Genomic DNA, 26,584 nt, shown 5'->3' with positions numbered 1-26,584 from the left:
CACGAAAGGCCGGGTTTTTGAGTGCGCTAACGTGTTGATTTATAGAGGGAAACAGGCAGGATGATGGTATTGAAAACGGAGGGTTTATGCTGACGGACGTTAAGCTGCGGAATTTGAAGCCTGGTCCGAAGGCCTATAAGGTCCAGGACCGCGATGGCTTGTATGCGATGGTGCTTGTCTCGGGCGTGGTGTCATTCAGGTATAACTACCGCGTCAACGGGCGCCAGGAGACGCTGGTGCTGGGCAAGTATGGGGTAGGTGGCGTCACGCTCGCGGAGGCGCGCGAGAAGCTCGTGGCGGCGAAGAAGTTGGTGGCGGAAGGCAAGTCCCCGACGCAGCAGAAGCGGCGCCAGAAGGCCCGTATAGCTGGCGAGGAGACATTTGGCGAATGGGCCGAGCGTTGGTTGTCGACCTATCGCATGGCCGAATCGACTCGCGACATGCGCCGGTCGGTGTATGAGCGCGATCTGCACCGGCCGTTCGGGAAAATGCTGCTGCATGAGATCACGCATGAAGAGCTGCGTCGGGTATGCGATGCGATTGTGGCGCGGGGCGCGCCTGCAACCGCTGTTCACGCGCGCGAGATCGTGATGCTGGTGTTCCGGCATGCCGGCCAACGTGGCCACGAGGCGCCGAACCCGGCGGATAAGGTTCCTCCGTGCTCGATCGCCACATTCCAGCCGCGGGATCGGGCGCTAAGCAGCACGGAGATCCCATGGCTGTACGAGCACCTCGAGAAAATCCAAAGTGCGCCGACCTTGCGCCTGGCCGTGAAGCTCTTGCTGCTGACGATGGTCCGCAAGTCCGAGCTGACCGACGCCACCTGGGACGAGATCAATTTCACCAGCGGTGTCTGGACCATCCCGGCGCAGCGCATGAAGCGACGCAACCCGCACAACGTCTATCTGTCGCGCCAGGCGATCGATATGTTCATCGCACTTCGCACGTGCGCCGCTGGCTCGCCCTACGTACTGCCGTCTCGGTACGATGCAGATTTACCGATCTCGAACGCCACGTTGAATTCGGTGACAACATCCGTGTCGCGCAGTGCGCGCGAAGCAGGGCGTCCGTTGGCCGACTTCACGCCGCACGATTTACGACGCACGGCTTCGACGCTGTTGCACGAAGCCGGCTACAACACTGACTGGATCGAGAAGTGCCTCGCACATGAACAGCGTGGTGTGCGTGCCGTGTACAACAAGGCGGAATATGCAGATCAGCGGCGCGCGATGATGCAGGACTGGGCTGATATGATAGATGGTTGGGTTAAGGGCGCTTGATGCCTGGTGCTGGTTGCGGTACAGCGGCAGCTTGCTGCTGCGCGATCCAAGCGTCGACCTCGTTGAGATCCCACGCCACAGCGCGTGCGGTGATTGAGAAGCGCTTCGGGAATTTGCCTGCGCGCTCCAATTCTAGGATAGTTCGCTCGCCAAGCGGTACTTTCTGCAGTAACTGTTTGCGTTTGATGAGAATTCGGCCTGGGGCCATCATTTCCGTCGTGTCGAGAGTGCGGGCATCCATTATTGGCTCCTTCAATCTAGAGTAGGGATCGGTGCGCCGACTGTTTTTCCAGTCCATGGCAAGTCGATGCATGGCCAATATTCGCTCATGCTAAGCTGCAATCAACGGGAAGATTAGCGACGACCGACGACGCCAGATCGTAAGCACTCTTGCTGTGGGAGTGGGCAACCTGTCTGACTAGGATGCCGAAGCATTTCAGGGGGCTCGCCAAATTCCGCAGGGCCAGCTGCTGCAAGGTCAATTTAGTCACGGATTCGACGTACGTCAAAATCTTGTGCAACGCAATTGAGCAACGATGAGTGACGAGCTCCCCACTTTTGTTCATGTGTGGAGGTGAATCTAAAGGCGAGGCTTCCTGCAGTGTCTCAACAGCCCGCCGAAGCGGGCTGCGTTTCAGCTCAGTACAACTGGCAGGTAGTTTGGGCCAACAGGTTGTCAGTCCACACGCCATCTGCGTAGGTACGTAGATATGGCGGGCTTGCATCCACAACTCCTACGTTTGCGCGACGACCGTAAATGTCCACCACATAAAACGTGTCGATACCGGCTTTGATACGGTGAATTGCATCTTCGCGGGTGATGCGCCAAGATCGCCCATTACCTACATGGGTAATGTGCTCGTGATTCCTGCCAGAATTCGACAGGTTGATACAATTGATTTGGCAGTCCGCCATAGTAAAACTCCTCTTAAAAAGTAAAGTTTTCCCATGTAAGACAAACTCCAATTGACATCGGGGCTGTCATAAAGCAGACTTCGAGTTCTCACACAAGGACGTCTGCTACATGGGTGTTCTTTCCCCGGCGAGCCCGATAAGTGGCTCTTCGGGGAACCTACCGTTTCGACTAACTTGCTGTCACATCAGTAAGTGCTGCAGATTTTACCGTGTTTGCGCGAAAAGTTACCGATCTTGTCGGTAAAAGCTTGATAACTGGCATTTTGTACAGTGGTCTGAGCATTTTGTGCTAAACGGGTTCCTCCTTTTGGTTTCTATTAGCTATATTTCTTTATCCGTTGATGGAATATTGCGCGACGGTTTTCATTAAAGTGTTCTTGGCATAAGTGCATGTTTTCGAATCACGCAAGCATGCGTTTTCGCTAGTAGCCTTCACACTGCAGGGGTCACAAGTTCGAAACTTGTACTTCCCACCAGAAACACTCAACAAAATCAAAGGCTTACAACTCTTCGTTGTAGGCCTTTTTTGTTGCCTGTGAGCATGGTATAAAAAAAAGGTATGAAAAACCTGAACGAAAGCTCTGGAAGTCCACGAAAAATCGAAGGCATTGGCGATTAGCCCACCCATCCTGGGCCGCCCGCAGGACGCTCGATCGGGGTAAGTGCTGGGGGGATAGTGACATGCTACGGTACTGGGCGGCGGCCGTAGAATTTGAGATTGACTTTCGATTTTAGTGAGTTGTCTGCAGCGTCCTATCCTCCGTAAACGGCCGTCTGAGTCGAGGATCGCAGGTTCGATTCCTGCAGGGTAGGCCAATAGAATCAATTGCTTACACGATTTCTGTCCGCCGAAAAATGCGGCCCCAATGCTTTGCGTATGCACTTCGTAGTACGTAAAAGCGACACAGATGGCTTGATCGTGACTGGCTAAAAATGTACATTGCGATAATGGCAATGGTGGTTGTTCATATCCATTAATTGCTGAATGGGTCATCGAATTCCATTAACGCTATCGCGAGAGGGGCCGGGCTATGAAACTTACACGTGTCAGGGTTCAAAACTACCGTTCGGTCGAAGATAGTGGTTCGTTTGATATAGGAGATCTTACTTGCCTTGTTGGTAAGAACGAGGCCGGTAAGACCGCTCTACTATCTGCGATACGCGGCTTGCGTCCATCTCAACCATTCGAGTTTGACGAGACCATTGATTACCCGCGGCGATTTGCAACAAGGTTTGATGATCGTCATGAATTTGGAACTGCCGAGGTGATTAGGGCTTGGTGGCGTCTGGATTCTGCAGATAAGGCGGCCGTTACTAGCCGCTTTGGTGACGGAGTGCTCAAAGGTGATACGGTCCAGACGCACTTCGGTTTCCGATACGAAGATGGTAAGCGGATTTGGGTATTGGAGGTCGATCATTCGAAGTGCCTTGAGTACCTGGTCAACAAATGCGCCCTTGATGCCACTGAGCGAAATGTCCTTCATGGCGTCCATGATGGACCTTCGGCCGATAAGGCTCTTTCTTCGCTAACAGAGCGAACACCAAAACAAGAAAGTCTGCTGCAGGAAATACGGAAATCCCGTCAGTCAGACTTTGACTTGGGTGTGATCGATATTCTGGAAAAGCGGCAGCCAAAGTTCTTCTTTACTTCTCATTTCGAACGAATGTCTGGAATGGTCTCAATCCAGAAGCTGCAGCAAGATAAACAGCAGGGTACTGTCTCGAGTGGTGACAAGATCTTCCTGGATTTCTTAGAGTATGCGGGAACGACTTTGGAAGAGTTGCTTGAGGCGGACCGACGTGAGGCACTGAAAGCAAAATGCGAAGCTGCGAGTAATGAGATTACGGACGAGATATTCCAATTCTGGAGTCAAAATAACGCTCTAGAGGTAGTTATCGAAATTGACAATGCCAAGTCTGCAGATAAAGCCCCCTTCAATGCAGGGTTGGTCGCCGACATCAGAATCAAGAACACCAATCACAAAGCGACTCTGCCTTTGTCCGAGCGAAGTGCAGGCTTTGTGTGGTTCTTTTCATTCCTGGCTCAATTTAAGCAACTTAAGAAAACTAGTGGAAATGCAATAATTCTTTTGGACGAACCAGGCTTGACTCTTCACGGCAAGGCACAGGGGGATCTCTTGCGCTACATCGTTGAGCGCCTGCTTCCGGATCATCAGGTGATCTATTCAACACACTCACCGTTCATGGTTCCCATGGATCGATTGTCGGACGTCAAAATAGTTGAAGATGTGGTTGTTTCAGGATCCAATCGGCGCCCCGAAGTGAAGGGAACTAAAGTACGCATGGATGTTCTTGAGGTGGGTGACGACACGCTTTTCCCTTTACAGGGAGCACTAGGTTATGAAGTTACGCAGTCGCTTTTCATAGGGGCGAATACTTTGCTCGTAGAAGGGCCTTCGGACATCCTTTATCTGAAAGTTCTCTCTCAGGCGCTGACCAAGCGAGGGCGCAAGGGACTAAGCGCAAAGTGGACGCTTTGTCCGGCAGGTGGAATCGATAAGATAGCGCCGTTCGTGCGGCTATTTGGGGGCAATAATATCAATGTGGCGGTTCTCTCCGATATTGCCAATGGTGACAAGACGAAGGTGGAGAACCTTAAGAGGGCGGAGATCCTAAAATCTGGGCATCTTTATACGTGTGCCGATTTTACGTCTCAAGAAGAAGCTGATGTTGAGGACATTCTGCACGTAGATCTGTTCATTGAAATTCTAAACGGGGCTTACTCACCTCCTGCCTCGCACGTGGTAGGCAAAGACTCTCTCTTGTCGGCAGCGCCAACTTCGAGGGTTGTTAAAAAGGCAGAGGCTCTCTTTAAACTGATGCCTTCAGAGGTTGCCGAGTTTGATCACTTTGTTCCTGCTCGTTGGTTGCTAGAGCATCCGTCAATCCTTGACTTGGATGCGCCGTCAGTGCTCTCCACGCTTGACCGAGCAGCAGTGCTATTTGAGACGTTCAATAGGCTTTTAGATGAATCGATCCACTACGTTCCCCTGCGCGATAACGAGTAGCATATGGGCGAAGGCCAGACCTATTCTGATCTTGGTAACGCCAAAACGCAGATGCGAACTAAGAGCGTTAATGGATGAAGCGGGCTACGCCTCATTGACGAGGCTGGTGAGCTAATTGTTTGGAACTCGAATTTACGAAGGCTGCTGTGCCTGGGATAAGGACGGCTTGATTGAGATCGAGCGCCACGCCCGCTTCGAAAAGAAAGGATTGGGAGAGAGCATGGATCAATACCCAACGAAAGCTAATGGGTCCGCATACGAAAAGGAAGAGCAGCGCCTCGGTGTGCCTCTCGACTATGTCGCCGATAAACTTGGAAATGCGATCCTTGAGTTGAGCGCGTTGGCGCAGCGACAGCCTGACTTGAGCAAAGACTTGTACTTGACCATGCGCTATCAGCTCATTGCATTCCTTGCGCTTAACAATATGCTGGCGGCGGCCAATGATCCAGACCTTACGGATCGAATGTTGAGCTTAAGCCGAGATGAGGCAGAACGTTGGGTCAACCTGGTTCACCGCCAAGGTGATGTGTCAGGCATTTCGTGACGCATATCAGAACGATGGAAGCAGCGCCCTAAAGGCGCCCGAGATCGGCCGGTTGCCGGCGCGAGGAAATAATTGTGAAGCGAGATTGGGACTTGCTGCGGAAGCAGTTGACCGATATTGAAGAGGGACGAGACGTGTTTGCGGATGTCCCGAAAAGACTGAACCGCCCCAATGACATGTCATGGGCAGAATTTGATATCAAGGTGGCGGAACAGCAGAACGCGGAAGCTCGCATTTTCGGGCACCTCGAATTGCTTATTCAGAAGCGGTATATAGATGGCCTAAGTGTTGTCCGTGGAGCCGACAATCGGTTTTCGTATGCTGTTCATGGTCCTCGACTGACCATGGACGGACATGACTTGCTCGACACCATGAGATCAGCCACTATCTGGGAGTCCATCAAGACAACAGCTAAGAAAAAGGGTGTTGAGTTGACGTTCGAAGCGATTAAGGTGTTAGCCGGTGCAGCACTGAAACATGCGTTGGGTTGAGCGAGGAAACGATGACTATACAGAAAATTGGTGACGCCGACGAATTGGTCGCGAATTCGCAGATATGCACGATGTTGATGCTCAAGGCCAACTGAAGGTGGCAAGAGGTTGGTCCAATACTGGCACCTTCACAGATGCAGCCAACGAAACGCTCACAATCGATTCACTTTGCTCCAAGTGGACGAGGATTTCCATTGTCGAGGCGTGTGAGACATTCAAAATGTGACGAAACGAAATGGCATTTAAGCGTTACTGCGGCCGCTGTGAAAAACAGAGAGAGGACAAAAATGATCAAGGAGTTTTGTGCGGCTCGCATTGCGTGTGGAAGCGGCTTAATCGATAGAGGTAAAGGACGCGATGTGAAGAATCTAAAGGATGCACTGGAGACGTAATGAGGGAAAGAACGGAAATTGAGCTCCGAGCATCGTCGCACTTGTTCTCTGACAAGGAACTGAACAAAGCAATCTCAGCTTCGTTGTTCAAGAAGCTCGCGGAAATTCACCGAGCTGCGACCGAACAGTTTATTCCACCGGAAAACATAAACCGATTCGTTCACGGGGGGCGAATGGTTCGACCAGCTGATGATGTGTACTTCGATGGTGGAACGCGCAGCATTAGTTCCGTGCAAACAGTTGAATTCAAAGAGCTGGTTGAAAACGATCTCTCGGTGCTGAGACGAATGCTTAATTCCATCGCGAGTTCTGTAACGAGTCAGTTTACGGCGAACGTCTTTGCAGTCGTCGGGGACGCTAGTACAAGCGTTGGCAACGTTGTCGATGCAAGGGCAGAAGGTTCTACTCTTGCTGCACACAGACGTATGTGGGAAAAGCTTGAGATCCAAGTGTCACCGGACTTTACTCCAAAGCTTCCAACGATGTTCGTTGGCCCTGAGGCATTCGATGCATTTAAGAGAGCTGCAAAGGAGGCTTCGCCCGAACAGATTGCGGAAATCGAGCAATTGAAAGAAATGAAGATTGAAAAAGGCCGCGAGCGAGAACGTGCGCGGCAAGCACGGTTCAAGCGTTACGGAGATTCTAGGTGAGGGTAGCAATTGTAGTTGGGTGTAACTCGTATGATTCAGCTTTATTAGACCAGTTGGACGCCGCTGAACTTGATGCGAAAAGCATGTTTAACATTCTGACTGATAATGAGCAAGGTGGATATTCTGCTGAATATTCGCAGTTGCTGCTCTCGCCGACGTTGGAAGAGATCAAGGACGCGTTCCGGTTGAAACTGATTGGCCATGAGTCGGTCGAGACATTTACATTCTACTTTGCCGGCCACGGCTCTGTGCGGTCCGGCGGCTTTTATATGCTGCCTCGGGATACAAGGGACAGTTCCCTGGCGCTGTCGGCATTCTCGCTGTCTGATCTGTTTCGGATTATTGCGGACGTTCGCCCGAATCAATCCAACATAGTCATTGACGCTTGTGAGGCTGGAGGATTGGTCGCGGACCTCACGTCAATACTAAAGCCTGAGCTCTTGGGGGATGCGGACACGCTTAGCATTACATTGCTCGCCACGGCTGCTAAGGATGAAGGAGCTGGCGAGGAAAGTGAGGGCGGCATAGGTACTCAGGCAATCGTAAAATGCATTAAAGGCGAGGATTTTGTGCAGGCACATAGTCCTATGCTGGACCTGATGGAAGTGGGGCGGCATGTGGCAAAGCGCCTGAAAGGAACGGGTCAGACGCCTGTGGTATGGGGCCTTAATCTTTCTGCGACGTCTGAGTTCACAACGAATCGGCATTTTTCGGAAGAAACCTCTTCATCGGTTCGTATTTTCGTGAAGGAATGGGAAGCCAAGTCAGCAAAGTCATTGCAGGCGCACGCGAAGTCTCTCTGGGATTTGCATACCGCGATTGGGTCCAATTGGAATGCTTCGCACGCCATCGTCACTTTAAAGAAGGCTTTCTCTGCATTGCGCGACGATCCTAAAATACTGGCCGGATTCGCAAGGAGAGTACGGATTTCGCTCATGGTGAAGGCGGAAGAATCGCAGGATTTAAGCCGGCCATTTGAGGTCTCAAGCGCACTGGCGGTGGCTCTGCTCCAGCATAGTGGAAATGAAACGATCGATCAGCTAGCATCCGAGATCATTGATGAAGTGAATATACTCGTGGCGGAAATGTGTGACCAGTTCATTTTGGACTTGGAGTCCGATGATTACGCGCTGCTGGAACAAGGGGCTGGCGTTGGCACATTGCACACGCTGCCTATACGCGTGACTAAGATGTTAGCCTGGTCCGCGATTCCAGTTCTGTGCACTGCTCCAGGCGGCCAGCAGTATGAGGCGAGTAAGAACCGATTTCAAAAGGTTGTTGACCTTCTCCTCGAAATGTACACCTATTCAATTACGCCGGTAAGCAATCTGCAAACAGCCGGCTGGAGCGTTTCTCTTGCTGCGCTTAGGGATTTGGGACTGCAGGATCAAGAGGAACTCTTAATTGGTCACTTGTATAACAAGCTGGTTAGAACTCAAGGGCGCCTACTGCGGGAGAATGTGGAGGGTGATGCTATCCTGAACTACATTTTGGCGGTGGATTCGAATGACTATCGCGAGGCTGTATATTCAATTGACCGTCCAAGCGAAACCCTAGCAGTAGTACTTCGATGCGCCCACCTAGCCGGTCTCGGTGAACTCTTAGATGATGACTTGTGGCGCCTCGACGGCAGTGGCTTCACAGCCTACGTGCCGGAGAACTATAGCAATTTTGATGAACCCGTAGTCTATGGCGGACACAATTATGTTTGGGAGGTCGGAAACCAGGTCTGTCGGACCCGTGAACTCGAGAAGGATTGGCCAGTGATTCCCAATCCAAAAAGCGCCATAGAACGCAAGCTATGCTTGTTGTCGTCACTTCTTTATGCGGACAGGGTGCCGTGGTTCTGTTTCGCGTAGGCCGACGTTCGATTCTGCTGGCTCCGTAGTTTTTTATATTCAACGCTAGCGCATCCTAAACATGAGATTCAAGATTCATAATCGGCGCCAAGAGACGATTAGGTTGCGCCCGGCAGGCGGTCGGTGAATAAGATTAGCTAACCGGTATTGGCCAATCTCCGCTTGAATTGTTTAGGCTGCGTGAGAGTTGGTGACTTTCTCGGGCTGCCGATGTGGTAGTGTTTTCAAAGAAAATAATTAGGATCGAGATGACTCTATTGACTGATCCGGCACAAATTGACGCTGAGCCGGCAGTACATGTTCTTGTGATTGCAGTCGGCCGCTATCCCTTCCTGAAGGACGGTGATGCGGATCAACGTTTGCCTGAGCACGGCGAGTTGGGCCAGTTGGCCTCGCCGGTGCCATCGGGCGAAGCGTTGGTAGACTGGCTCAAAAGTGAGTTTAAGCCTCATTCTGCGCCGCTTAAGAGCATTGAAGTCTTAAGCTCACCAGGTGGTAACTTTACTGACTGGAATGGGGCACATGTTGAAGTCGCTCCTCCCACTATGGCTAACGTTAGGCGTACTGTCAAAGAGTGGGCTGCGCGCGGAGATACATCCCCTAACAGCGTGCTTATGTTCTATTTCTGTGGGCATGGTCTGAGCAATGGAGAGGTGCATTCACTACTCCTTGAGAACTTCGGCGATGATGCAGACGATCCATTTAATACAGGGGCTATAGATATCGTCGCTATGATGGATGGCACGCGTGGAAAGAAGGCAACGCAGCAATTGTTCTTCTTAGACGCCTGCCGTTCGTTTAAGAATTCTGCTTTCAAGAAGTACGGGGAAGCGCGCGGCCAGCCAATTATCAATGGAGCTGCATTGGCTCGCCTTGATGTCGTTGAGCAGGCCGCTTTATGGGCATCCAAGCTTGGTGCGCTCGCGTATGGAATACCAGGAAAGCCTAGTGTTTTCACTAGCGCAATGCTTCATGCTATGAAAGGCGCAGGAGCGCTTCAAGATGAAGTCGACGGTTCGTGGGTGATCGCGCCGGAGTTTCTGAGGTTGGGCATCAATTTTATTATTCAGCGGATGCCCGGTGCGCCGCCCGAACAATACGCAACATTGGATAGAATGGCAAAAAACATAAAGATCCACTCATTGCCTGGTGACCCGACAGTGCCCGTTGCTGTACTTTGCAAACCAAGGGAGCGGACTCGCTTTGCTGCTTTCGCCTGCAGCTCCGGGGAATCACGGCCCGTTGGTGCGGCAGATCCTTGGCACTTGGACCTAGGTATGGATTTGTACTCTTTTGAGGCTGACTTTGAGGACATTGGTAAGAAGTCTAAGAAAGCTACTCCTCATCCGCCTTACGCGATTGTCTCATTCGACGCGAATCCATGACAAAAGTAACGATTTCGATCCGTGAAACGCGTAGCCGTCGACCTGGAGTCGCGCTTGTAAGCGTCTGGCCAGCGTACGCACGTCAAGCATTCAATATCGTGCGATTCGACTTACCGTATGGTCCTGATCACGATAGTACGATCCGTGAGGAGCTGGCTGAGGGTACTTACTGGGTCAAAGCGAAGTTTCCAAGTGGTGAGCAGGTCCAAGAGCTTTTTGAGGTGCCTGTGGGCGCTCAACATCACTTGATTTCTATCAAATTAAGCGATGAGCCTTTAGTTGGAACTACATTGTCCACAATCGACGAGTCCTCAGGATTAGGAGCAAGTACTGGCGACTACCCGCACAATTTATTCCCTAAACTCGAGTATCTAGCCGAGGATGCGAAAGTCTTTCAGCATTGGAGCACAATCGGCCAAAGCGATACCTCTGCAGGCGAACTCGCCTTACCTGTGCCAAAACCGCCTCCGTCCTCTCCGAGTTCGACTCGCAGTACCAAGATGCGTGGCGGCGCTACTGAGGGGAACGGTGCACGGAGAAAGCCGGTTTCTCGCGGCACGATCGGTGCTCCAATTGTGATTGCGCCATCTCGTACAGGAGAGGAAAGGCGAGCACAACCCGCAATTGCATTGGCATCAAATGTTCCGCGGGTAGAGGGTTATTCGGTTGATATCGTGCAGTCCGAATACGCTAAGTGGCCGGCATTTATTGAAGGGATCTCGATTAAGCGTTACTTCGGGGCGGTGTTTCTAATAAGCCCGACCAAGCGAGTGGCTGCGCTTGTCCAAAATAATGAATTGATTGTTGAGCTCGAAAGAGGGACCTTTGATCGACATTTTGGACGCAGGTTTGCAGTTGTTGATGGCGAACAGGACGGAGGCCGAACTCTCGTTTCGGTTCCGGCGGGCTTTGGTGCAAGAAGCGTACGCATTGCAATTGCACCTCCCCAACTAGGGGAACAGGTTCCTTCCATTACCATTGAGGTCGAGAACCCAGCTTATAACTCTCTGTTGCAGTTTCTTCGGCAAAACGACTTGCGTGCGGCGGTTCGGGTTTTGGACAGTGCGGAGGAACTCTTGTACGCAAAAGCAGACGACCCGGTTGCAGCTGCCGCTGCTGGATATGCTCTCCTCAATGCCCCTCCCAATGCGATTCGAGTCCCCTGGCACTATTGGATTGGGAATCTAGGGGCATATTTTGACTATGTGCCCGACGGCAGAATTTTGCACGCGACGCTTCTCTTGCAGCGCAGTGACGTTTATGGGGAAAAGCGCGGAAATTTCGATAGTTATTTTCCAGACGACTTGTCGGAACGACTTTTGAAGGCCGCGAGTCTAATCGAGAGCTCGCTGGAAATGGGCCCGCCAATGTTTCGCATGGGACTTGGTCTTACCGCATCGAACATTGGCATATTGCTTGAATCCGATCTGCCCAAAGACGTGCTCGCGAAGATGCGACGGGCCGACAAACTGGTTACCGCCCTGCGACGTCGAGTTAATCCGCTTGAACCATTCTGCGTTTTCCACTTGGAGAATGACGATGTCTAAGAAGATCTTCCGCATGCATTCTCTCTATGCTGGCCATGGAGACTGCCTTTGGCTGGAGTACGGGCTGGAGGCTAATCCTCATAGGATCGTAGTGGACTGCGGAACCATTGGGACTGCCAAGCGCGTTAAAGAGGCATTAGATATAGTCCGAAATGAACCAGGCTCGAATGAACTCTTAGTTATCACACACGTCGATGCTGACCATATAGGTGGGGCGATCTCAGTGCTGGAGGACCCAAAGTACGGCGGGATGTTTAAGGAAATTTGGTTCAATGGGCGACGCCACCTCGAGCCGGCTGATGTGCTGGAGCACTTTGGTGCCGTGCAAGGGGAGAGAGTAACTGACGCGCTCTTAGAGCATAACCTGCCCTGGAACAGCTTGTATGCGGCTTCCCAAATTTCACTGAGTGAGGATGGTACGCCGAAAGAGATAAAGCTCCCGGGTGATGCAAAGCTGACGATTCTTTCTCCATCATGGGAAAAGCTTCGGGCGATGATTGGTCGCTGGGATAGGGAAATTGAAAAGGCAGGATTATTGCCCAACTTGGATCAGGTCGCACCACAGCCCATACCAGAAGGTTTCGAGACCTTCGGATTTGATGTTGACGCTTTGGCCGACGAGGCTTTCGAAGAGGACACGGAGGTGCCAAACGGTTCATCCATCGCATTCATAGTCGAATTTGACGGAAAGAGCATTCTACTTGGAGCGGATGCGCATCCCACGGTCCTCATAAACGCAATTCAGAAGAAGTATGGGAAACTGGGCATCGAAATTGACGTGCTCAAGTTGCCACATCACGGAAGTAAGCACAACGTTTCTCAAGAGTTGTTAGAAGCGGTTAAATGCAAGACTGCAGTCTTTTCTTCAAATGGCGCCTATTTTAAGCATCCGGATAGGGAGGCTGTAGCAAGAGTAGTCAAGCATAGCCCCGAGGGAGTGGAACTAGTATTTAATTGCCGCTCTGATTTTAACAAGATGTGGGACTCCGACCATTTACGTGATGAGTGGAAGTACAAGACTCGCTATGGCGTTCGCGAGGATGGTGTTTCTGTAATTTTGAAATAACGTGTCGCGATCTCAGCGTAGGGGGGACACTCCTCCGTGTTGGCAATTACATGAATATGCGTTGCGGCGGTAGGGCTCGTGCAGAATCATGTGAGCAACTGGTTTGCTTGATCAAGTCGCAGTTCCTCAGCATGACTTTCCTGCGGCTGCAGCGATGATCGACATTCTTTTGAGTTGAGCAGATTAATCGTCCTGATCGAGTCAGGTCAATTGAGTTTCCGTCCAAGGCGCCAAGGCGAGGTGCTACGCTGGATGGAAGTTTAATGGTCTTCAATAATCTAGCCAAAGGTCACCCGTCAACTACCTGACTGAGGAAACTATTATGCAAGTTTATCCAATGTCGAAGGATTTTATGCCGGATCTTAACTGATATAATCTATCGTTGGACCAATGGTGCCGAGGTTGATTCACTCCCAATAATTATATGAAATCTATTCTAATTGTTTATAGCAGCCCGGCTGATCTTGAGAGGCTGCGCATTGATCGAGAACATCGCCGAATTGAAGAGGTAATCAATCTTGGCAAAGAACAGGTCGTTTCAGTTGATCGCAAGCATGCAGCCACACTGCAGGATCTTGCACGCACTATTGCTGACAGGCAGTATGATGTCATTCATTTTTCCGGACACGGAGGTTCCAGCGGCTTATATTTCGATACTAATGCTGATTCAAGCAATCTGGTCAGTGCGGATCATCTTGCTAAGTTGATAAATAGCACTCAGAAAACATTATGCGCTGTTGTTCTGATGAGTTGTTTTTCTTCAGACATGGCGCTGTCATTATTGTCCGCCGCGCCTTATGTGATTTCGATAACTGGAGATGCTGATGATGAGGCAACTATAGATTTCGTTGGACATTTCTATGAACATTATCTGAGAACCCAGTCCATTGAGAGCGCATTTAGATTTGCAAATGCATATGTCGATGACAAGTTGAATGCCGTGTTGGGGCACCGTTCGTCTTCGAACGTAGCTGAAGATTCAGGCTCTCGTATTGTTGTTTACCCAGGTTTTCACGGTGATCCCATATATGTTGATCTGTCACAGGCTAAGGAGACTATATCTTTATTAGATATTTCTAGGGACCGATTTGTCTCAATTCTTACTAGAAAACTGCGGGTGCATCAGTGGATATTTGAAGGCGAGCGAGAGAATGTCATTATTCCTGTTGCTGGGTATTTTGCGCGATTTTCTTGGAAGAATGCGAAAGATGTAGTTCAGTGTCATTGGGTTTACAAACCAAAAGCGGGACTTGATGTCGCCATTTATTCTGTAATTTCTAACCTTATTGTAAGATATAATGATCTTTATCTAAGCTCATATCGAAGAAATCCGAGGCCGGTTGCTTTGCAGCATCCGAAAGATATTAAGATTGGCTTGGATCATTTGCATGGCTTTATGAGTATTTTTTTGATGGACGATAAAGTCTTTTCCGTATTGGAGGGGGTTGATCCAGATGGAATGCGAATGTTGCGAGCTGTCTGTCATTCCAACCTCACGATGGCGGACGAAAAAATGGCCCAAAATGAATTGTCCGCAGCGGCGATCTACGCCGAGACGGCATTGAGCTCTATTCATGATGCACTAGAGCGTTTGGTTGAATTAATTTCGGCATAAACTGGCTCAAACTTTCATGCTTATCCTGGCACTGAATATGGTTTGCGTGGCCGTTCGCGCGAGCCCTCACTAGAGCCAGCTTGCTGTCGATTGACCTCGCATTCAGCTACTAGGCTGTGATCGTGCCTCCCAAGCTTATGATTGCATGCTTGGTAGATGAAAGGTCTCCGAAACGTTGACTCGGGACAGTGTCTGATGCGGTGATACGCTTTTCGAGTGCCATCCTAAGCATGCGCGTTGCGCTCGCTGCGCCACGCACATTTTTCTTGATCCTTGACTTCTCGACATTGAGTTGACTCGATGTGATGGCTTCGTCAATGCATAGTGTCTCGAGCATCGGCATAAGTTGGTCCACTTTCTCGATCATCTCGAGTAGCAGGCGGCCCAATGTCGAATACACCTTTGCTTCCATGAGCATCGGTTCAACGTCGTAGGTCGCCAAATTGAGTATGCCGTTCGCCTGGCACTTCGCTTCCATGTCTACGAGCGATTGGTTGAGCCTTGCGAGTCGTGAGTCGAATAGCTGGCGAAGTTCCTGTTCCACCTTGTCGACGTCTTCCCCGGGCAGTTTCATGCGCGCGAACACTGCGATGAAGTGCAGGTTCATTTGCGTGATGTCGAAGCAGCGAAGATAAAGGCGCTTGCCTTCGGGACTGGATAGGTGAATGCTGATCTTGCGGCTGGCGGATTCGATACGCGTCAGGTCGGCCGCGGCCTGCCGCGCCAGCAGTTTGCGATTGGTAGCGCCGTGATCGGCCGCCTTGATGGTCAGTCTTGCTTCGGTGGGTGAGTTCACGATGGCCTCCATGCGCGCTTTGTAACGGCTATCGTGCGCGCGTGAAAATGCCGCTGCAACCAGAAAACCTGCTAGTACCTGGGGCGCTTTCATTGGGGATAGCCGGTGGGGTTACTGATTTCGTCCACAAGCTTCGGAAAGCATGCTTTTTCGTTGAACTTTAGTTGACGAAGCAATGGCGGTTTTCTAGATTGGGTTCTATGCACGCAGCATAGGGCTGGCTCCGCCGAAGACGTTTTCTCGTGCAGTTAGAAGCCAGTTCCACCTATCCGGTTTCCTGACGGTAGCTGGCAGCCCGTCCAGAACGGCATCAGGCCGTAGCAGTCAAGCCAGTCCAACCATTTGCCGGCATTCGCCGGCCTTCTCTCGATCCCCATGGGACAACCATCCCGTGAGGATGATTGTCTCGCTCTTCTTTTCCTCAGGGAGACAATCATGAATCAGTCCGCCCATATTGAAGGTGGCACGCACTCGGCCGCTGGCCGTCGCGCTGCCATCGATCCCTGGCACCAACTGCTGGATGACGACACGCCCGTCGAATTTTCGGAAGAGGATGTCGTTCATCTGCACTGGTGGCTGCTGCAAAAGGTCAAGCTGCTCAGTAATCCAGGCACGCCGTTGGCCGAAAAATTCGAAATCATCCGTTGGGTCTTCACCGATCCCGAGCGCGATACCAAACCATTCTCGTTTGTTAACTGCTTGCGCGTTGTCTCTGGTAGCCCGTTGTCAGAGTTGCCCTTCATCGGATCGCTTGATCCGCAGGAAGTACGAGACTGGCTGCGCGTAAGGCTGCATCGTTGGCTCGAAGCCACGATCAGCAGCTATCCGAAGTGGGTACAAGAGGCGGTCATGGCCAACCCGAACTGGGTCGCCGAATGCCTCGCCAAGAACCCTCAGTGGTTGAACGAAGAGGTCAAACGTCATAGCGAACGCAATGACCTGTTCTCGTGAATCGTTTGCCGCGATCAGGCGAGACTCGCCTGATCAATCGGCACCTGACATTTGGAAGGAAATCATCATGTTCGAAGAATTGTCGATTGCTCTACGTTCGGACCAACGCTTTATCGAGGTCCGTGGTTTGAGCGAGCTGGAATACCTGGTCAAGGAAAGCGAGATTGTGACGAACCAAGCGGGCCGGATGTTCCATATCCGCAGCCAGGATCGTCCAGTCCACATCGCACTGGAATCAGGTGGTTTCGTGATCCGCAGTGTCGATCGGTGCGACGAAAGCCGTGCGATCTATCTGCCGCGTCGTTTGATGATGGATGCCTTGCTGGGCCACGCGCTCAAGAGCGGCATGCTGTTCACGCAGCGCTTGGCCGGCTGACTGTTCGGAGGATGTATGACCAAGGAACAGTTGGAAGAACGCTTTCGGTTGGCGCGCTCCAATGCCTACGGGCGGTGGACCAGCCTGCTGATCGCACTCGGCGTGGAGGAGGCCGTGCTGAATCGGAAAAACCAACCTTGCCCGCTTGCTGGCTGCGGTGGTACGGACCGGTTCCAATACACCGATAAGTTCGGCGATGGCAACTATGTCTGCCGGGCTTGCGGCGCTGGCGGTGGCTTCAAGCTGCTCATGGGGTACTTCGGATGGAGCGCAGCGACTGCACTCCATCGTGTGGAGCGCGCCTTATGCATGCAGCCGGCACCGCCGCCCAGGAAAACTTCGGAAAAGGATGCCTCATCGCTTATGCAAAAGATTCTTGCCGAAACCAGGCCAATTACGCATGGCGACGAAGTGGACCGTTATCTATGTAACCGAGGCTTGGGAATGGGGTCATATCCCGACGCGTTGCGGTCGCACCCGTCGCTCGGATATTTCGAGCTCGATGCTGCAACCGGGAAACCGGTGCTTGTAGGCCGCTTTCCTGCAATGGTCGCATGCGTTCATGACCGGCATGGTGCGATCGTATCGTTGCACCGGACCTACCTGCAGGATGGACGAAAGCTTTCCGGCAGGGACGCCAAGAAATTGCTATGCGGAGGCGTTGAAGGCGGCGCGATCAGGTTGGCCGCAGCTGGTGCCGAACTCGCGGTTTGCGAGGGCATTGAGACTGGTCTGGCCATCTTGAAGCGCACCGGGCAGTCCATCTGGATCGGGATCTGCGCGGGAAACCTGGAACGCATGTGGATTCCGGAGGAGGTCCGTAGGTTGCGCATCTACGGTGACAACGATGCGGACTCCATGTTTGACGGGCAGGCCTCTTCGTATGTGCTGGCACGCCAATTTTTAAAAAGGCGGGTGCGCGGCGAGAAGCGTTCGGCGGAGGTGTTCATTCCCCGTGCCGCTGGCGCAGATTGGGCAAACGTCCTATTCCACCAAGCGCCTGGTGTTGAGCAGGCTGCCTGAACGAAGTGATGTAGTCCCGGTCAACGGGATGTCGTAGTGCCGGTATTTGCCGGTTTGATTTCAACCCCGCGGGGGCACGTTCCCCGGTGGGGGCGGGCCGTCCGCTTCTTTTCTGGAGACGTAATCATGAAGACTGGACGCAACCTGATTGACCTGGCAAACGAACTCGAACGCCAGGCCGTCGCAAAAAAGGACTTGATCGTTCCTGCAAAGATGATGCAAAGCGCAACGCTGGCATCGCATCAGTGCGGCCTGGTGGTTGACGAGGCCGATGGTCCATGGCGCTATCCGCTGAGCGAGTTGGCATGCTCGCAGTTGGCGAAGAAGCTGAACATCCCGTTCACCTACTTCAAGCTGATGCGAGACCTGTATCCGGAACTGCTGGACCAGAACATCAATGGCTGGCTCCGGATCAACGCGCCGGACAGCTACATGGTGCGGACGCTGGATGGCAGGGCGAGGGCGTTCCTGTCCAACCGTTATCGGCGCCTCGATAACTTTGACCTGGCGATGAGCGTCATGCCGATCCTGAAGCAACTACCTGGTGCACGATTCGAATCGGTTGAACTGACCGAGTCGAAGCTGTACCTGAAGGTGATCACCTCAAAGATCGAATGCGAGGTGGCCCCTGGCGACATCCTGCAGGCCGGCGTCATCGTCAGCAATTCGGAAGTCGGTTGTGGCACGCTTCGCGTAGAACCGCTGCTGTACCGCTTGGTGTGCAGCAACGGTTTAATCGTCGCGGACCGCAGCATGCGAAAGAACCACGCTGGCCGGGCCCTCGTTTCCGATGATGAATCTGTGCGGGTATACCAGGACGATACGTTGGAAGCCGAGGACAAGGCAATCTTCCTGAAGGTACGGGATCTGGTGCAGACGGCTGTATCTGAGACGACGTTCCAGCTCATCTCGGAGAAGATGCGCAAGACGATGGGCATCAAGATTACCGGCAACCCGTTGAAGGTCGTCGAAGTGCTGGCCAACCGCTATGCCTTGAATGAGATGGAGTGCGCAGGTGTCCTGCGGCACCTGGTTTCCGATCACCATTTGAACGGCTATGGTCTGGTCAACGCCGTCACCGGTTACTCGCAGGAGGTCGCCGATTATGATCGCGCGACCGAATTTGAAGAACTCGGTGGCAAGTTGCTGGAGTTAAGCCCGAGCGAATGGAAGCATCTGGCCGAGGCGGCATGAAGTACTGTATGGTGCCGCGGAAGGCCAGGCTATAGGCGGCAGGCGTTGATGACCAAGGTGACGCGTCCGAGGATGTGCAAATCGGGCGTCGCATCCAGGTCGGAGATGCTCGTCGCCTCGTACTGAGGGTTTTCGCATCGGAGAAGCACGCCTTCTCCGATGCGGATCTCTATATGGCGTACCATCGTTTGACCGCGGTATTGGAGGTAGTAGATGCCGTTGCAGTTGACGCTCGTGATCGTAGCATCGAAGAAGAACGGCGAGCCATCAAGGATAACAGGTGCCATGTCCTGACCGTGCATCGTCGCAACGGACTGCTTGGCGAAAGGGGTGGTTTGAGCGAGCAACGGCCCAAGCCAATCGGTTGGTGGCGGTTTTTTGAGTAATTGCCGTGTCAGCGTGGGCGGCAAAAGGTCATTTCGGAACGATGTACGGTGGGCAGAGAGACCGAGCAACCAGTTGGCATCAACGCCAAACTGGATGGAGAGCAGGGCGAGCGATCGCAGATCGGGCATGCCAGGTTTATCGGGATCGACCCAGCGGGAAACGGTTTGCAGTGCGCGGCCAGTAATCTCGCTGAGGTAGTGCACGTGTTGGTGTTGCGATACATCCCGTAACGCCATTTCTGCGACCAACCGGTTAGCCACACCGGGGGCCAGGTGAAGGTCAATCTGCTGTGCCTGAAGCCGGGTAAGAGGAACGTTGCGCTGGGTAGTTTCCATGTTGTTCCAGGGTGCGATCAGTGGAGTCGGAATTTAGCAAAAGCTATGCGCGGTACCCGATGATTTCACGATGCTATAAGCGTTAGCATCTACCTTAGTAGGTGGCGAAGTCAAGACCAGTTTTCTTTTGCTGTGCACACAACCAGCACATGCTATTGACCGGGCGGCGGGCGCGGTATAGCCTGACCCCTGATATGGCGTCTTATGCTGCGTCGCACAGTGCGTTTTAGCGCGGTGTTGGTAGCGGGCCAAGCGGCGCGATATCGGTACCGGAGTGATGACCACGCCTCGGGAAAGCGGGGCAGAATGGAGGTGCAATCATGGAGAATTCCATTCATCTGACCGAAGTGCAGTACCTCAACCTGAATTTTCTTCTCGCGATCCAGGCCAGCCTGCGTAGCGAGCGTCTGTCGGCAATTTACAAATTCCACCTCGATCCCGAGTCGGCGACCAAGCTCGCCGACATGACGACGAGCGAACTCCAGCTGCTGGCGGCGAATATGCCTCACGAGAGCCTGTTCCGACCAGTCGACAACCTCGCTAAGCTGCTTGATGCGCCCCTGGGACTGGCCATGATGCTCTGCGCGGCCGGCACCAACCTGGCGGCAAATGGCGACACCACGCTGCCCACGGCAGCGGCCGGCTAGGTCGAGACGATCCGCTATCATGGGCTCCCTCTACGCCGAAACGCACATTCGTGCGCTGCAACTGGCCAAGCAGTGCGTCGACATGGGCGCACGCATTCGCACCGTATCGCGCATTACGGGACTGGAATTGCCCATGCTGCGTTCCATGTTTTACCAGGACACGTCGTCGGCGCCCGGCAGGTGGCTCGAATCGAGCGACTGGTATCACCGCAGCAGTGTGGTGGATCGCGCCGAGGCTTCTATATTCGCTGTGATCTTTGACACGTTGCTCGTGGAGCATGGCTACAGGCCATCGGAAGCGCTCGTTGGCGCCTATCGGCTATACCAGGAGCGATGTGCGCTTGCGCCGGCGATTCCGTTCGAGCGGGCGTTCAATCTTGCGTGCGAAATGCACGGCATCTGGGATAGCGGCCCACCGCAGCTCGCACTCCATAACTGCCGGCGATGTCATTCCCGGTACTTGGTGGCAGCGGGCGACCAGACGGCAGATCTTGGTGGCTGCGTATTTTGCAAACTTTTAAAACGCTACCATCGCGATCCCCACATCCAGGCGCACTTCGTCGCGCAGAACGTCGTGGCGATTGCCAGTAACGTGGGGTAGCAGCCGGACGCCACGAAAGCTCACCCGAAATCTGCCCATTTCGTCTGGAGTTTCACCTGGCCTCATCACACACTGCTCCAGGTTGAGCGTTGTGAGGGGCGGGCGATGTGGATCGGGCGGATATTGGCATCGCTTCGGCATGCCGGTGGCAATCAGGGGATATCGGCCTCTCCCGCGCAGCCGCATGTTCGGCAGCCGGGGACGCCGATCAATGCAGGACTCCGCCTGCTGACGGTCGATGAGATCCTCGAATCGAACCGCGAACTCGTTGGCCGCATCAAGCTGTGCTACGGATGCGATGCCGCCTCGTTTTCAGCCGATCTGCTGGCGCCCATTCGCCACTACCTGGCCTACGTGAATCAGTTGCCGGCTACGATGGACAGCTATTTTACTGCCGACGGTGGTCTCGCCCGCATCGGACTGGAAACCGCCTTTTATGCGCTGCAGGCGACCGACTCGCAGATCTTTGCGGGGCGCGCCACCATCTCGAATCGCCGGGTGCTCGAGCCGCGCTGGCGCCGCGCGACCTTCATCGCGGGTCTTTGCAACGAGCTGCATCGGGCGCTGAGCCACGTACGCGTGGTCGATGCCAAAGGGAGCGAATGGCAACCCTACCTGATGCCGCTATCGCGCTGGTCAAAGGAGAAAAACCTGGGCCGCGTCCATGTCAGGTGGCAGGCGTCACAGGAAGCGAGGGCACTCGGCCTATTCGCGCTACCGATGATCGTTCCCGCGGAGACGATGTGCGACCTGGCCCAGGACAATGCGATCATCGTTCCGCACATGCTGGCGTCCATCGCAGGAGCGACCATGTACCACGAGCATAGCGTCATGTACCGGTTGGTACGGCATGCAGCCGCGCTGGTCATTCATCGAAACCTGCGAAGCTTGAATGGCGGTGCTCCCGGCCGGCCCGCGCAGCACGTGGCACGGTATCTGGTCGAGGCCATGCGCGAACTGGTGCTGTCACATCACGGCTGGCAGCCAAACATCGGCAAATCGCGCCTCTGGTATGGCCAGGACGGGCTATTTCTGGTCTGGCCGAACGGCATCAATGACGTCGTTAAATTGCTTGAAGATGAGCGCCTCCCGGGCATTCCCGACTCCGCTACGGGCGTACTGGACATTCTGGAGTCAGCGGATCTCGTCAGGGCGCAGAGCGCCGAGTGCAGGGTATGGACCATCTACCCGCCGGGAGGGACCGAGCCGGTCGAGGCAATCAAGCTGTCTTCGCCATCCACCATCCTTGCTGTTCTGACGCCACGCCCATCGCCGCTCCCCCTGGAGCTATCTGCCGAACCGGCGGGCCAGACGCCACCGGATCTGCCTGCAGCCCCGTCAAACGACACTGCGCCGGTGGCGCAAGCGATGCAAGCGGACGACAGCCAGAGGCGCGGTGTTGCAGTTCCTGTTGAAGCTCCTAAGCACAAGCGTGAGTGCATGCAGCTTAGCCTGCCCGAAATGGGCGAAATGCCTCCTCCAACGGGCGAAGGGCCAGTCGAGGCCACTGACCAGGGCGCGGCTGGTACGGCGAGCACGCGGACTCCGCGAGAGGGGAGCGGAAAACGGCACCGCGCCGTGTTATCGGCACCCATGCGGCTCAATCCGGAGGTTGCTGTCGCCCTCACCGACATTGTCGGGACGCTGTCCGGAGAGCCGCCGTCGGCGTGCCTGCTGGACAATGGCGTGCTGTTCGTTCCTTTGGGCGAGTTGGCGCGGCGCGGGATTGACGCCCGACGTGCCCAGCGCGCGCTGGCGGATGCCGGCATGCTGGCCGCGCAACCGGACGGTGAGCGTATCCATACACAGGAAATGCACGGTGCCAAAGTTCCCGGCCTCCTGATCAACGCCGGTTGCGTATCAGGCCTGCAGTTGGAGAAAACGAGCGAGAAGGCGCATGGCGGAGGGCACGATGCTGCTTCGTCGATATGAAATGCCTTGGCGCCGGCCGATCGAACTGCTTTCGGCCATGGTCTGGTGCGGAGCCGGGTTGGCATACGTGGCCATGACGCCGCGGCATGTTCCGCTGCGTCTGGGGGCGGCGATGCTTCTCATCTGCGTCGCGTTCGCTTTCCGGCGACTCCGCCAGGGCCTACGCATTATCGGTGTGCGTGCGGCGCTCTCGGGACGGGCAATGCAGGTGATCACTACGAAAGAGCTTTCTCATCTCACGACCGATCCGGACCAGGTGGTCTTCGGTTTTGGATTTGAGTGGCAGCCGCTTCATTCGCAGCGGCTCTATGAATTAGCGAAAGTCGACTACCGCGATCTGCAAATTTCGCCGCACATCTTGCGCCTGCTGGGGTATGTGACCCCGGCCCAGCCGGAAGGGGAGATCGGTCTGCCGTACATTCATGGCGTCGAGCAGAAGGAAATCTTGCTGACGCGTCCGTTGCAAAATTTCGAAGGCGGGACGCTGATTGTCGGGACCACGCAGTCCGGCAAAGGCGTATGTCTCGGCTGGCTGATAACCCAGGCGATCCGGCGCGGCGACGTCGTGATCATCCTGGACCCGAAGAATTCCAAGCGGCTGAAAAATATCGTGATGCGGGCCTGCGCCGACTATCGCGAACCGGACAGATTTCTCTGGTTTCACCCCGCGTTCCCGGAAACGGGCGCCAGGTTGGACTTCACGTTCAACTGGCAGAAACCAACTGAGATCGCGTCACGTATCCAGTCCATCCTGCCACCGGACACGGCCGGGGCGTTTTCCGCGTTTGGCTGGGATGCAGTCAATGTAGTGACCCAAGGGATGGTCCGGTTGGAGATGCGGCCTAACCTCATGAAGCTGACCAAGTATATCGAAGGCGGTATTGAGCCGATCCTAGAACTGTCGCTCGAGCGCTTCTACGAGGAGCTGCTCGGCATGGGCTGGCGCCAGGAACCAGAACTCGCGCGTCTCATTGACCGTGCACGCCGCGGAACCATCAAGTCACCGTCGCCGATCGCCAGTTGCGAACTGCTGGGATTTGTCGAATATTACGAGCGGTTTGTCCATGAATCGCGGCGCGACAAGGCAATCGATTCTCAGGTCCGCGTTTTCCGTCACAACCGCGAGCACTATCAGAAGATCACGGCCAACCTGCTGCCGATCCTCTCCATGCTCACTTCCGGCGACCTGGGCCGCACGCTATCGCCCGACCCGTTCGATGCCGACGACGAGCGCCCGATCATGAACCTGGAGAAGATCGAGCGCGGTGGTCACGTCCTGCTGATGTGCCTCGATTCGCTCCCAGATCCGTCCGTGGCGTCGGCCATCGGCGCCATGTGCCTGGCGGACCTGGCGGCACGCTCCGGCATCCGCTACAACCTTGGTGGCTACCGGAGGATTTCCCTGTTCGTCGACGAAGTCTCCAACGTGATTAACCAGCCGTTGATCGAGATCATGAACAAGGGAGCGGAAGGGGGAATCTATACGACGGCGGCCATGCAGACGATCGCTGACTTGGCGAAGCGCCTCGGGAATCAAGAGGCGGCGCGCATGGCGCTGGGTAACCTGAACAACCTGATTGCCTTCCGTACCAAGGATCAGCCGACGCAGGAATTTGTCAACGAAACCTTTGGCCAGACGCCGATCCACAACATGAAGGTCGGCCGTAACACGGCCTCGGACGGCCATCTCGGTGACTTCACGATGGTCGAATCCGCCCAGATCTCCGAAGAGATGAGTGAGTTGATCCCAACTTCGCTGTTGGGGAAACTGCCTAACCTGCAGTTCTTTGCCTCCGTGTCAGGTGGCCGGTTGTGCAAAGGGCGCTTCACACTGCTCGATCCCGGACCGTACGCAGGCGGGGAGGGGCAGGAGGACGCGGGAGAATCAGGATGATCCGGATCGTCACCATTTGCTCCTTGGTTTCGCTGCTCATGCTGGTACTTTACCTGCCCGCCGCGAAACCTGCTGGCGTGTTCATTTCTCAGGTGCGCATTGAGCATGCTTTGCTGTCCGAATTCTGGGGCCAGGACCACGCCATGGCGATGCTGGCCAAGATGCTCGACCTGCAACCGGACTCCACGCCGAGCCCTCCCTTGATCCCGATTGCGCAAGGCCCGGCAGGAAAGAACGCCAAGGTACTGCCGGAAGTAGCCGCCGTCGGGAACCGTCTTCTAAATAACGAATACTTCCGCTCCTTGAATGCGTTGCTCATTCAGGCCACCTACCGCGCTGCCGTGGTGCTGTACCTGCTTCCTGGCTTGCTCCCTTTTCTTGTCGCCGCTGTCGTGGACGGGGTTGTGCGGCGGTCCGTCAAAGGAAAAGACTTCTCCGGCCACAACCCAGAAGTGTTCGCAGCGTGCGTGTCAGGGGCGATTGTGGCCTGCTGCTGCCTGGTCATCGCCTGTGTCTTGCCCATCCAGTTGCCGGTGGCGCTGATGCCGGCCTTGTTGTTCTGCTGCGGCGCGCTCGCGAATATTGGCCTCGCCAATTACCACAAGCGGCTCTAGACGCGCGGCAGATGCGGTAAAGGGCTCAGGACGAATCCCGGAAAAAGGAAGCAAGATGCGGCACGAACAACTTGACTATTTGGATGAGGTGATCGCTGACGTCTTGGATGGAAATTATTTCAGAACGGCAGGGCTGTCGACTGGAGAACGCCTCTATGTTGCCCTCGGGGCCAGCGATATAGGTTGGCTGCGTGAGATGGGATATACCGTTGTGCAGGCGCTTGGTCGACTGGACTATGGCGATGCAGCAGAACTGGTGAAGCGCTGGCGGCATGTAGACCGTTGGTCGAAACGGTTGTAGCTGCTCTGCCTTTTCTTGTCACGGGCTCTCAATGGGAGGCGGCTTCCGCCCCTTTGCGGACCGTTGTGATTCTACATAGCGGTCGTTCAGCGCTGAATTTAGGTGTCACCTGCAATTGGCCATTTGAAGTCTTGGCGGTAACGCTGATAGAACTTCTTGGCGTGATTCCGCTTACCGCCCATTTGCAGGTCGTGGGTTGCGTATCTTGAGATGAGGCCCTGTAGCGCTTCCTCTGCGCGTGCGGTGGAGGATACGCAGGCATAGTACGTGCGCCTACCGTTAAAGGTCTCCACCAAGAACACTTCCCCGTCTGCCAGAACGGCATCATGTACGTCCCCATCAAATTCCAAGAGCGTGTCGTTGTAGTCTGGCATGGGCATGCCGTCACTAAGCACTTCCTCGAGCGTGTGCGTCAGGGTAACTAGATGTGGCAGTCGCTGCCAAATTTCATCGTCTTCTGCGTATGGCCTAACCCGTAACGCCAGCGGCATGTCTTCGTATTTCAACTGAGCGGTAAGGTATGAAAGCATGTCTGTGGTTAGATGTGGCGATCAGAGAAACTATCGGAACATTAAACTTTATCTGAAATGTCCGCAATTGGCCGATATAGCCGGAAGGATGAGAGGCTGCTTTTGGCCGTTAACGGTGAGTCACGTATATGTCACTACGAACGGATGGCGGCGTCTTTGGCCACAGCATCTGTTCGAGAACTTGATTGGCCAATTCACGTAATGTTTGCCATTCCGGTGATGTCTTCAGT

The 26,584-nt window shown here is 54.2% G+C and carries 25 protein-coding genes; 20 read left to right on the top strand and 5 right to left on the bottom strand.

Annotation, left to right across the window (positions count from 1 at the left end; genetic code table 11):
- The first annotated feature begins 86 nt into the window (after positions 1-86).
- The gene (locus GM658_RS22735) at positions 87-1,280 is read left to right on the top strand and encodes a tyrosine-type recombinase/integrase (protein ID WP_155456351.1); all 1,194 of its coding nucleotides are present in this window, start codon (positions 87-89) and stop codon (positions 1,278-1,280) included.
- Here the strand turns inward: GM658_RS22735 and GM658_RS22730 are convergent.
- The gene (locus GM658_RS22730; protein ID WP_229417026.1) at positions 1,267-1,521 is read right to left on the bottom strand and encodes a helix-turn-helix transcriptional regulator; all 255 of its coding nucleotides are present in this window, start codon (positions 1,519-1,521) and stop codon (positions 1,267-1,269) included. The genes GM658_RS22735 and GM658_RS22730 overlap by 14 nt on opposite strands.
- Before the next feature lie 398 nt (positions 1,522-1,919).
- Positions 1,920-2,195 (bottom strand): DUF3892 domain-containing protein, encoded by a 276-nt coding sequence (locus GM658_RS22725; RefSeq protein WP_155456350.1) that lies wholly within the window; start codon positions 2,193-2,195, stop codon positions 1,920-1,922.
- 1,031 nt (positions 2,196-3,226) lie between these two features.
- On the opposite strand from GM658_RS22725, the gene GM658_RS22720 reads away from it, so the two are divergent.
- The 9 genes from GM658_RS22720 (at position 3,227) to GM658_RS22680 (ending at position 14,773) form a co-directional block, all read left to right on the top strand.
- Positions 3,227-5,224: an AAA family ATPase gene (locus tag GM658_RS22720; RefSeq protein WP_155456349.1), complete on the top strand. Its 1,998-nt coding sequence runs from the start codon at positions 3,227-3,229 to the stop codon at positions 5,222-5,224.
- A gap of 166 nt (positions 5,225-5,390) precedes the next feature.
- Positions 5,391-5,768 (top strand): hypothetical protein, encoded by a 378-nt coding sequence (locus GM658_RS22715; protein WP_155456348.1) that lies wholly within the window; start codon positions 5,391-5,393, stop codon positions 5,766-5,768.
- A 74-nt stretch (positions 5,769-5,842) separates the two neighbouring features.
- Positions 5,843-6,259 (top strand): DUF2513 domain-containing protein, encoded by a 417-nt coding sequence (locus tag GM658_RS22710; RefSeq protein ID WP_170298927.1) that lies wholly within the window; start codon positions 5,843-5,845, stop codon positions 6,257-6,259.
- A gap of 391 nt (positions 6,260-6,650) precedes the next feature.
- Complete coding sequence (locus GM658_RS22705) at positions 6,651-7,301, top strand: hypothetical protein (RefSeq protein ID WP_155456347.1); 651 nt, start codon at positions 6,651-6,653, stop codon at positions 7,299-7,301.
- Positions 7,298-9,160, top strand: coding sequence for a caspase family protein (locus GM658_RS22700; protein WP_155456346.1), 1,863 nt, complete (start codon positions 7,298-7,300; stop codon positions 9,158-9,160). The genes GM658_RS22705 and GM658_RS22700 overlap by 4 nt, the downstream gene beginning before the upstream one ends.
- 218 nt (positions 9,161-9,378) lie before the next feature.
- The gene (locus GM658_RS22695) at positions 9,379-10,545 is read left to right on the top strand and encodes a caspase family protein (RefSeq protein WP_155456345.1); all 1,167 of its coding nucleotides are present in this window, start codon (positions 9,379-9,381) and stop codon (positions 10,543-10,545) included.
- Positions 10,546-10,643: 98 nt separating this feature from the next.
- The gene (locus GM658_RS22690; protein WP_211841914.1) at positions 10,644-12,092 is read left to right on the top strand and encodes a hypothetical protein; all 1,449 of its coding nucleotides are present in this window, start codon (positions 10,644-10,646) and stop codon (positions 12,090-12,092) included.
- Positions 12,085-13,158: a ComEC/Rec2 family competence protein gene (locus GM658_RS22685; RefSeq protein WP_170298926.1), complete on the top strand. Its 1,074-nt coding sequence runs from the start codon at positions 12,085-12,087 to the stop codon at positions 13,156-13,158. The genes GM658_RS22690 and GM658_RS22685 overlap by 8 nt, the downstream gene beginning before the upstream one ends.
- Before the next feature lie 424 nt (positions 13,159-13,582).
- Positions 13,583-14,773 (top strand): CHAT domain-containing protein, encoded by a 1,191-nt coding sequence (locus GM658_RS22680; protein WP_155456342.1) that lies wholly within the window; start codon positions 13,583-13,585, stop codon positions 14,771-14,773.
- A gap of 109 nt (positions 14,774-14,882) precedes the next feature.
- Here GM658_RS22680 and GM658_RS22675 read toward each other — a convergent pair whose 3' ends face one another.
- On the bottom strand, positions 14,883-15,662 hold the full coding sequence (locus GM658_RS22675) for a DUF1845 domain-containing protein (RefSeq protein WP_155456341.1): 780 nt from the start codon (positions 15,660-15,662) through the stop codon (positions 14,883-14,885).
- A gap of 342 nt (positions 15,663-16,004) precedes the next feature.
- Between GM658_RS22675 and GM658_RS22670 the strand changes: the two genes are divergently transcribed.
- The 4 genes from GM658_RS22670 to GM658_RS22655 all read left to right on the top strand — a co-directional run bounded on the left by GM658_RS22670 (position 16,005) and on the right by GM658_RS22655 (position 19,113).
- The gene (locus GM658_RS22670; protein WP_155456340.1) at positions 16,005-16,520 is read left to right on the top strand and encodes a hypothetical protein; all 516 of its coding nucleotides are present in this window, start codon (positions 16,005-16,007) and stop codon (positions 16,518-16,520) included.
- Positions 16,521-16,587: 67 nt separating this feature from the next.
- Positions 16,588-16,896: a hypothetical protein gene (locus GM658_RS22665; RefSeq protein ID WP_155456339.1), complete on the top strand. Its 309-nt coding sequence runs from the start codon at positions 16,588-16,590 to the stop codon at positions 16,894-16,896.
- A gap of 15 nt (positions 16,897-16,911) precedes the next feature.
- Complete coding sequence (locus tag GM658_RS22660; RefSeq protein WP_155456338.1) at positions 16,912-17,919, top strand: DUF7146 domain-containing protein; 1,008 nt, start codon at positions 16,912-16,914, stop codon at positions 17,917-17,919.
- A gap of 126 nt (positions 17,920-18,045) precedes the next feature.
- Positions 18,046-19,113: a DUF932 domain-containing protein gene (locus GM658_RS22655; RefSeq protein WP_155456337.1), complete on the top strand. Its 1,068-nt coding sequence runs from the start codon at positions 18,046-18,048 to the stop codon at positions 19,111-19,113.
- A 29-nt stretch (positions 19,114-19,142) separates the two neighbouring features.
- Here the strand turns inward: GM658_RS22655 and GM658_RS22650 are convergent, their stop codons facing one another.
- Positions 19,143-19,835 carry a S24 family peptidase gene (locus tag GM658_RS22650; protein ID WP_155456336.1) on the bottom strand — a complete coding sequence of 231 codons (693 nt, stop codon included), beginning with the start codon at positions 19,833-19,835 and terminating at the stop codon, positions 19,143-19,145.
- A gap of 320 nt (positions 19,836-20,155) precedes the next feature.
- On the opposite strand from GM658_RS22650, the gene GM658_RS22645 reads away from it, so the two are divergent.
- From GM658_RS22645 to GM658_RS22620, 6 genes are all read left to right on the top strand, one after another.
- Positions 20,156-20,482: a flagellar transcriptional regulator FlhD gene (locus GM658_RS22645; protein ID WP_155456335.1), complete on the top strand. Its 327-nt coding sequence runs from the start codon at positions 20,156-20,158 to the stop codon at positions 20,480-20,482.
- Between the two features lie 19 nt (positions 20,483-20,501).
- Positions 20,502-21,083: a FlhC family transcriptional regulator gene (locus GM658_RS22640; protein WP_170298925.1), complete on the top strand. Its 582-nt coding sequence runs from the start codon at positions 20,502-20,504 to the stop codon at positions 21,081-21,083.
- A gap of 105 nt (positions 21,084-21,188) precedes the next feature.
- Entirely contained in the window at positions 21,189-23,015 is a 1,827-nt protein-coding gene (gene mobH / locus GM658_RS22635; protein WP_155456333.1) for a MobH family relaxase, read from the top strand.
- Positions 22,996-24,909 carry a conjugative transfer system coupling protein TraD gene (gene traD / locus GM658_RS22630; protein WP_155456332.1) on the top strand — a complete coding sequence of 638 codons (1,914 nt, stop codon included), beginning with the start codon at positions 22,996-22,998 and terminating at the stop codon, positions 24,907-24,909. The genes mobH and traD overlap by 20 nt, the downstream gene beginning before the upstream one ends.
- On the top strand, positions 24,906-25,523 hold the full coding sequence (locus GM658_RS22625; RefSeq protein ID WP_155456331.1) for an IncC plasmid conjugative DNA transfer DtrJ family protein: 618 nt from the start codon (positions 24,906-24,908) through the stop codon (positions 25,521-25,523). The genes traD and GM658_RS22625 overlap by 4 nt, the downstream gene beginning before the upstream one ends.
- 55 nt (positions 25,524-25,578) lie before the next feature.
- Positions 25,579-25,824 carry a hypothetical protein gene (locus GM658_RS22620; RefSeq protein WP_155456330.1) on the top strand — a complete coding sequence of 82 codons (246 nt, stop codon included), beginning with the start codon at positions 25,579-25,581 and terminating at the stop codon, positions 25,822-25,824.
- A 98-nt stretch (positions 25,825-25,922) separates the two neighbouring features.
- Here GM658_RS22620 and GM658_RS22615 read toward each other — a convergent pair whose 3' ends face one another.
- Positions 25,923-26,330, bottom strand: a complete 408-nt coding sequence (locus GM658_RS22615) for a DUF695 domain-containing protein (protein WP_170298924.1) — start codon at positions 26,328-26,330, stop codon at positions 25,923-25,925.
- Between the last annotated feature and the right edge of the window lie 254 nt (positions 26,331-26,584).

Origin of the sequence: Massilia eburnea, assembly GCF_009720745.1 — a bacterium.
GTDB classification, from domain to species: Bacteria; Pseudomonadota; Gammaproteobacteria; order Burkholderiales; family Burkholderiaceae_D; genus Rugamonas; species Rugamonas eburnea.
This window is presented reverse-complemented; position numbering and strand designations above follow the sequence as displayed.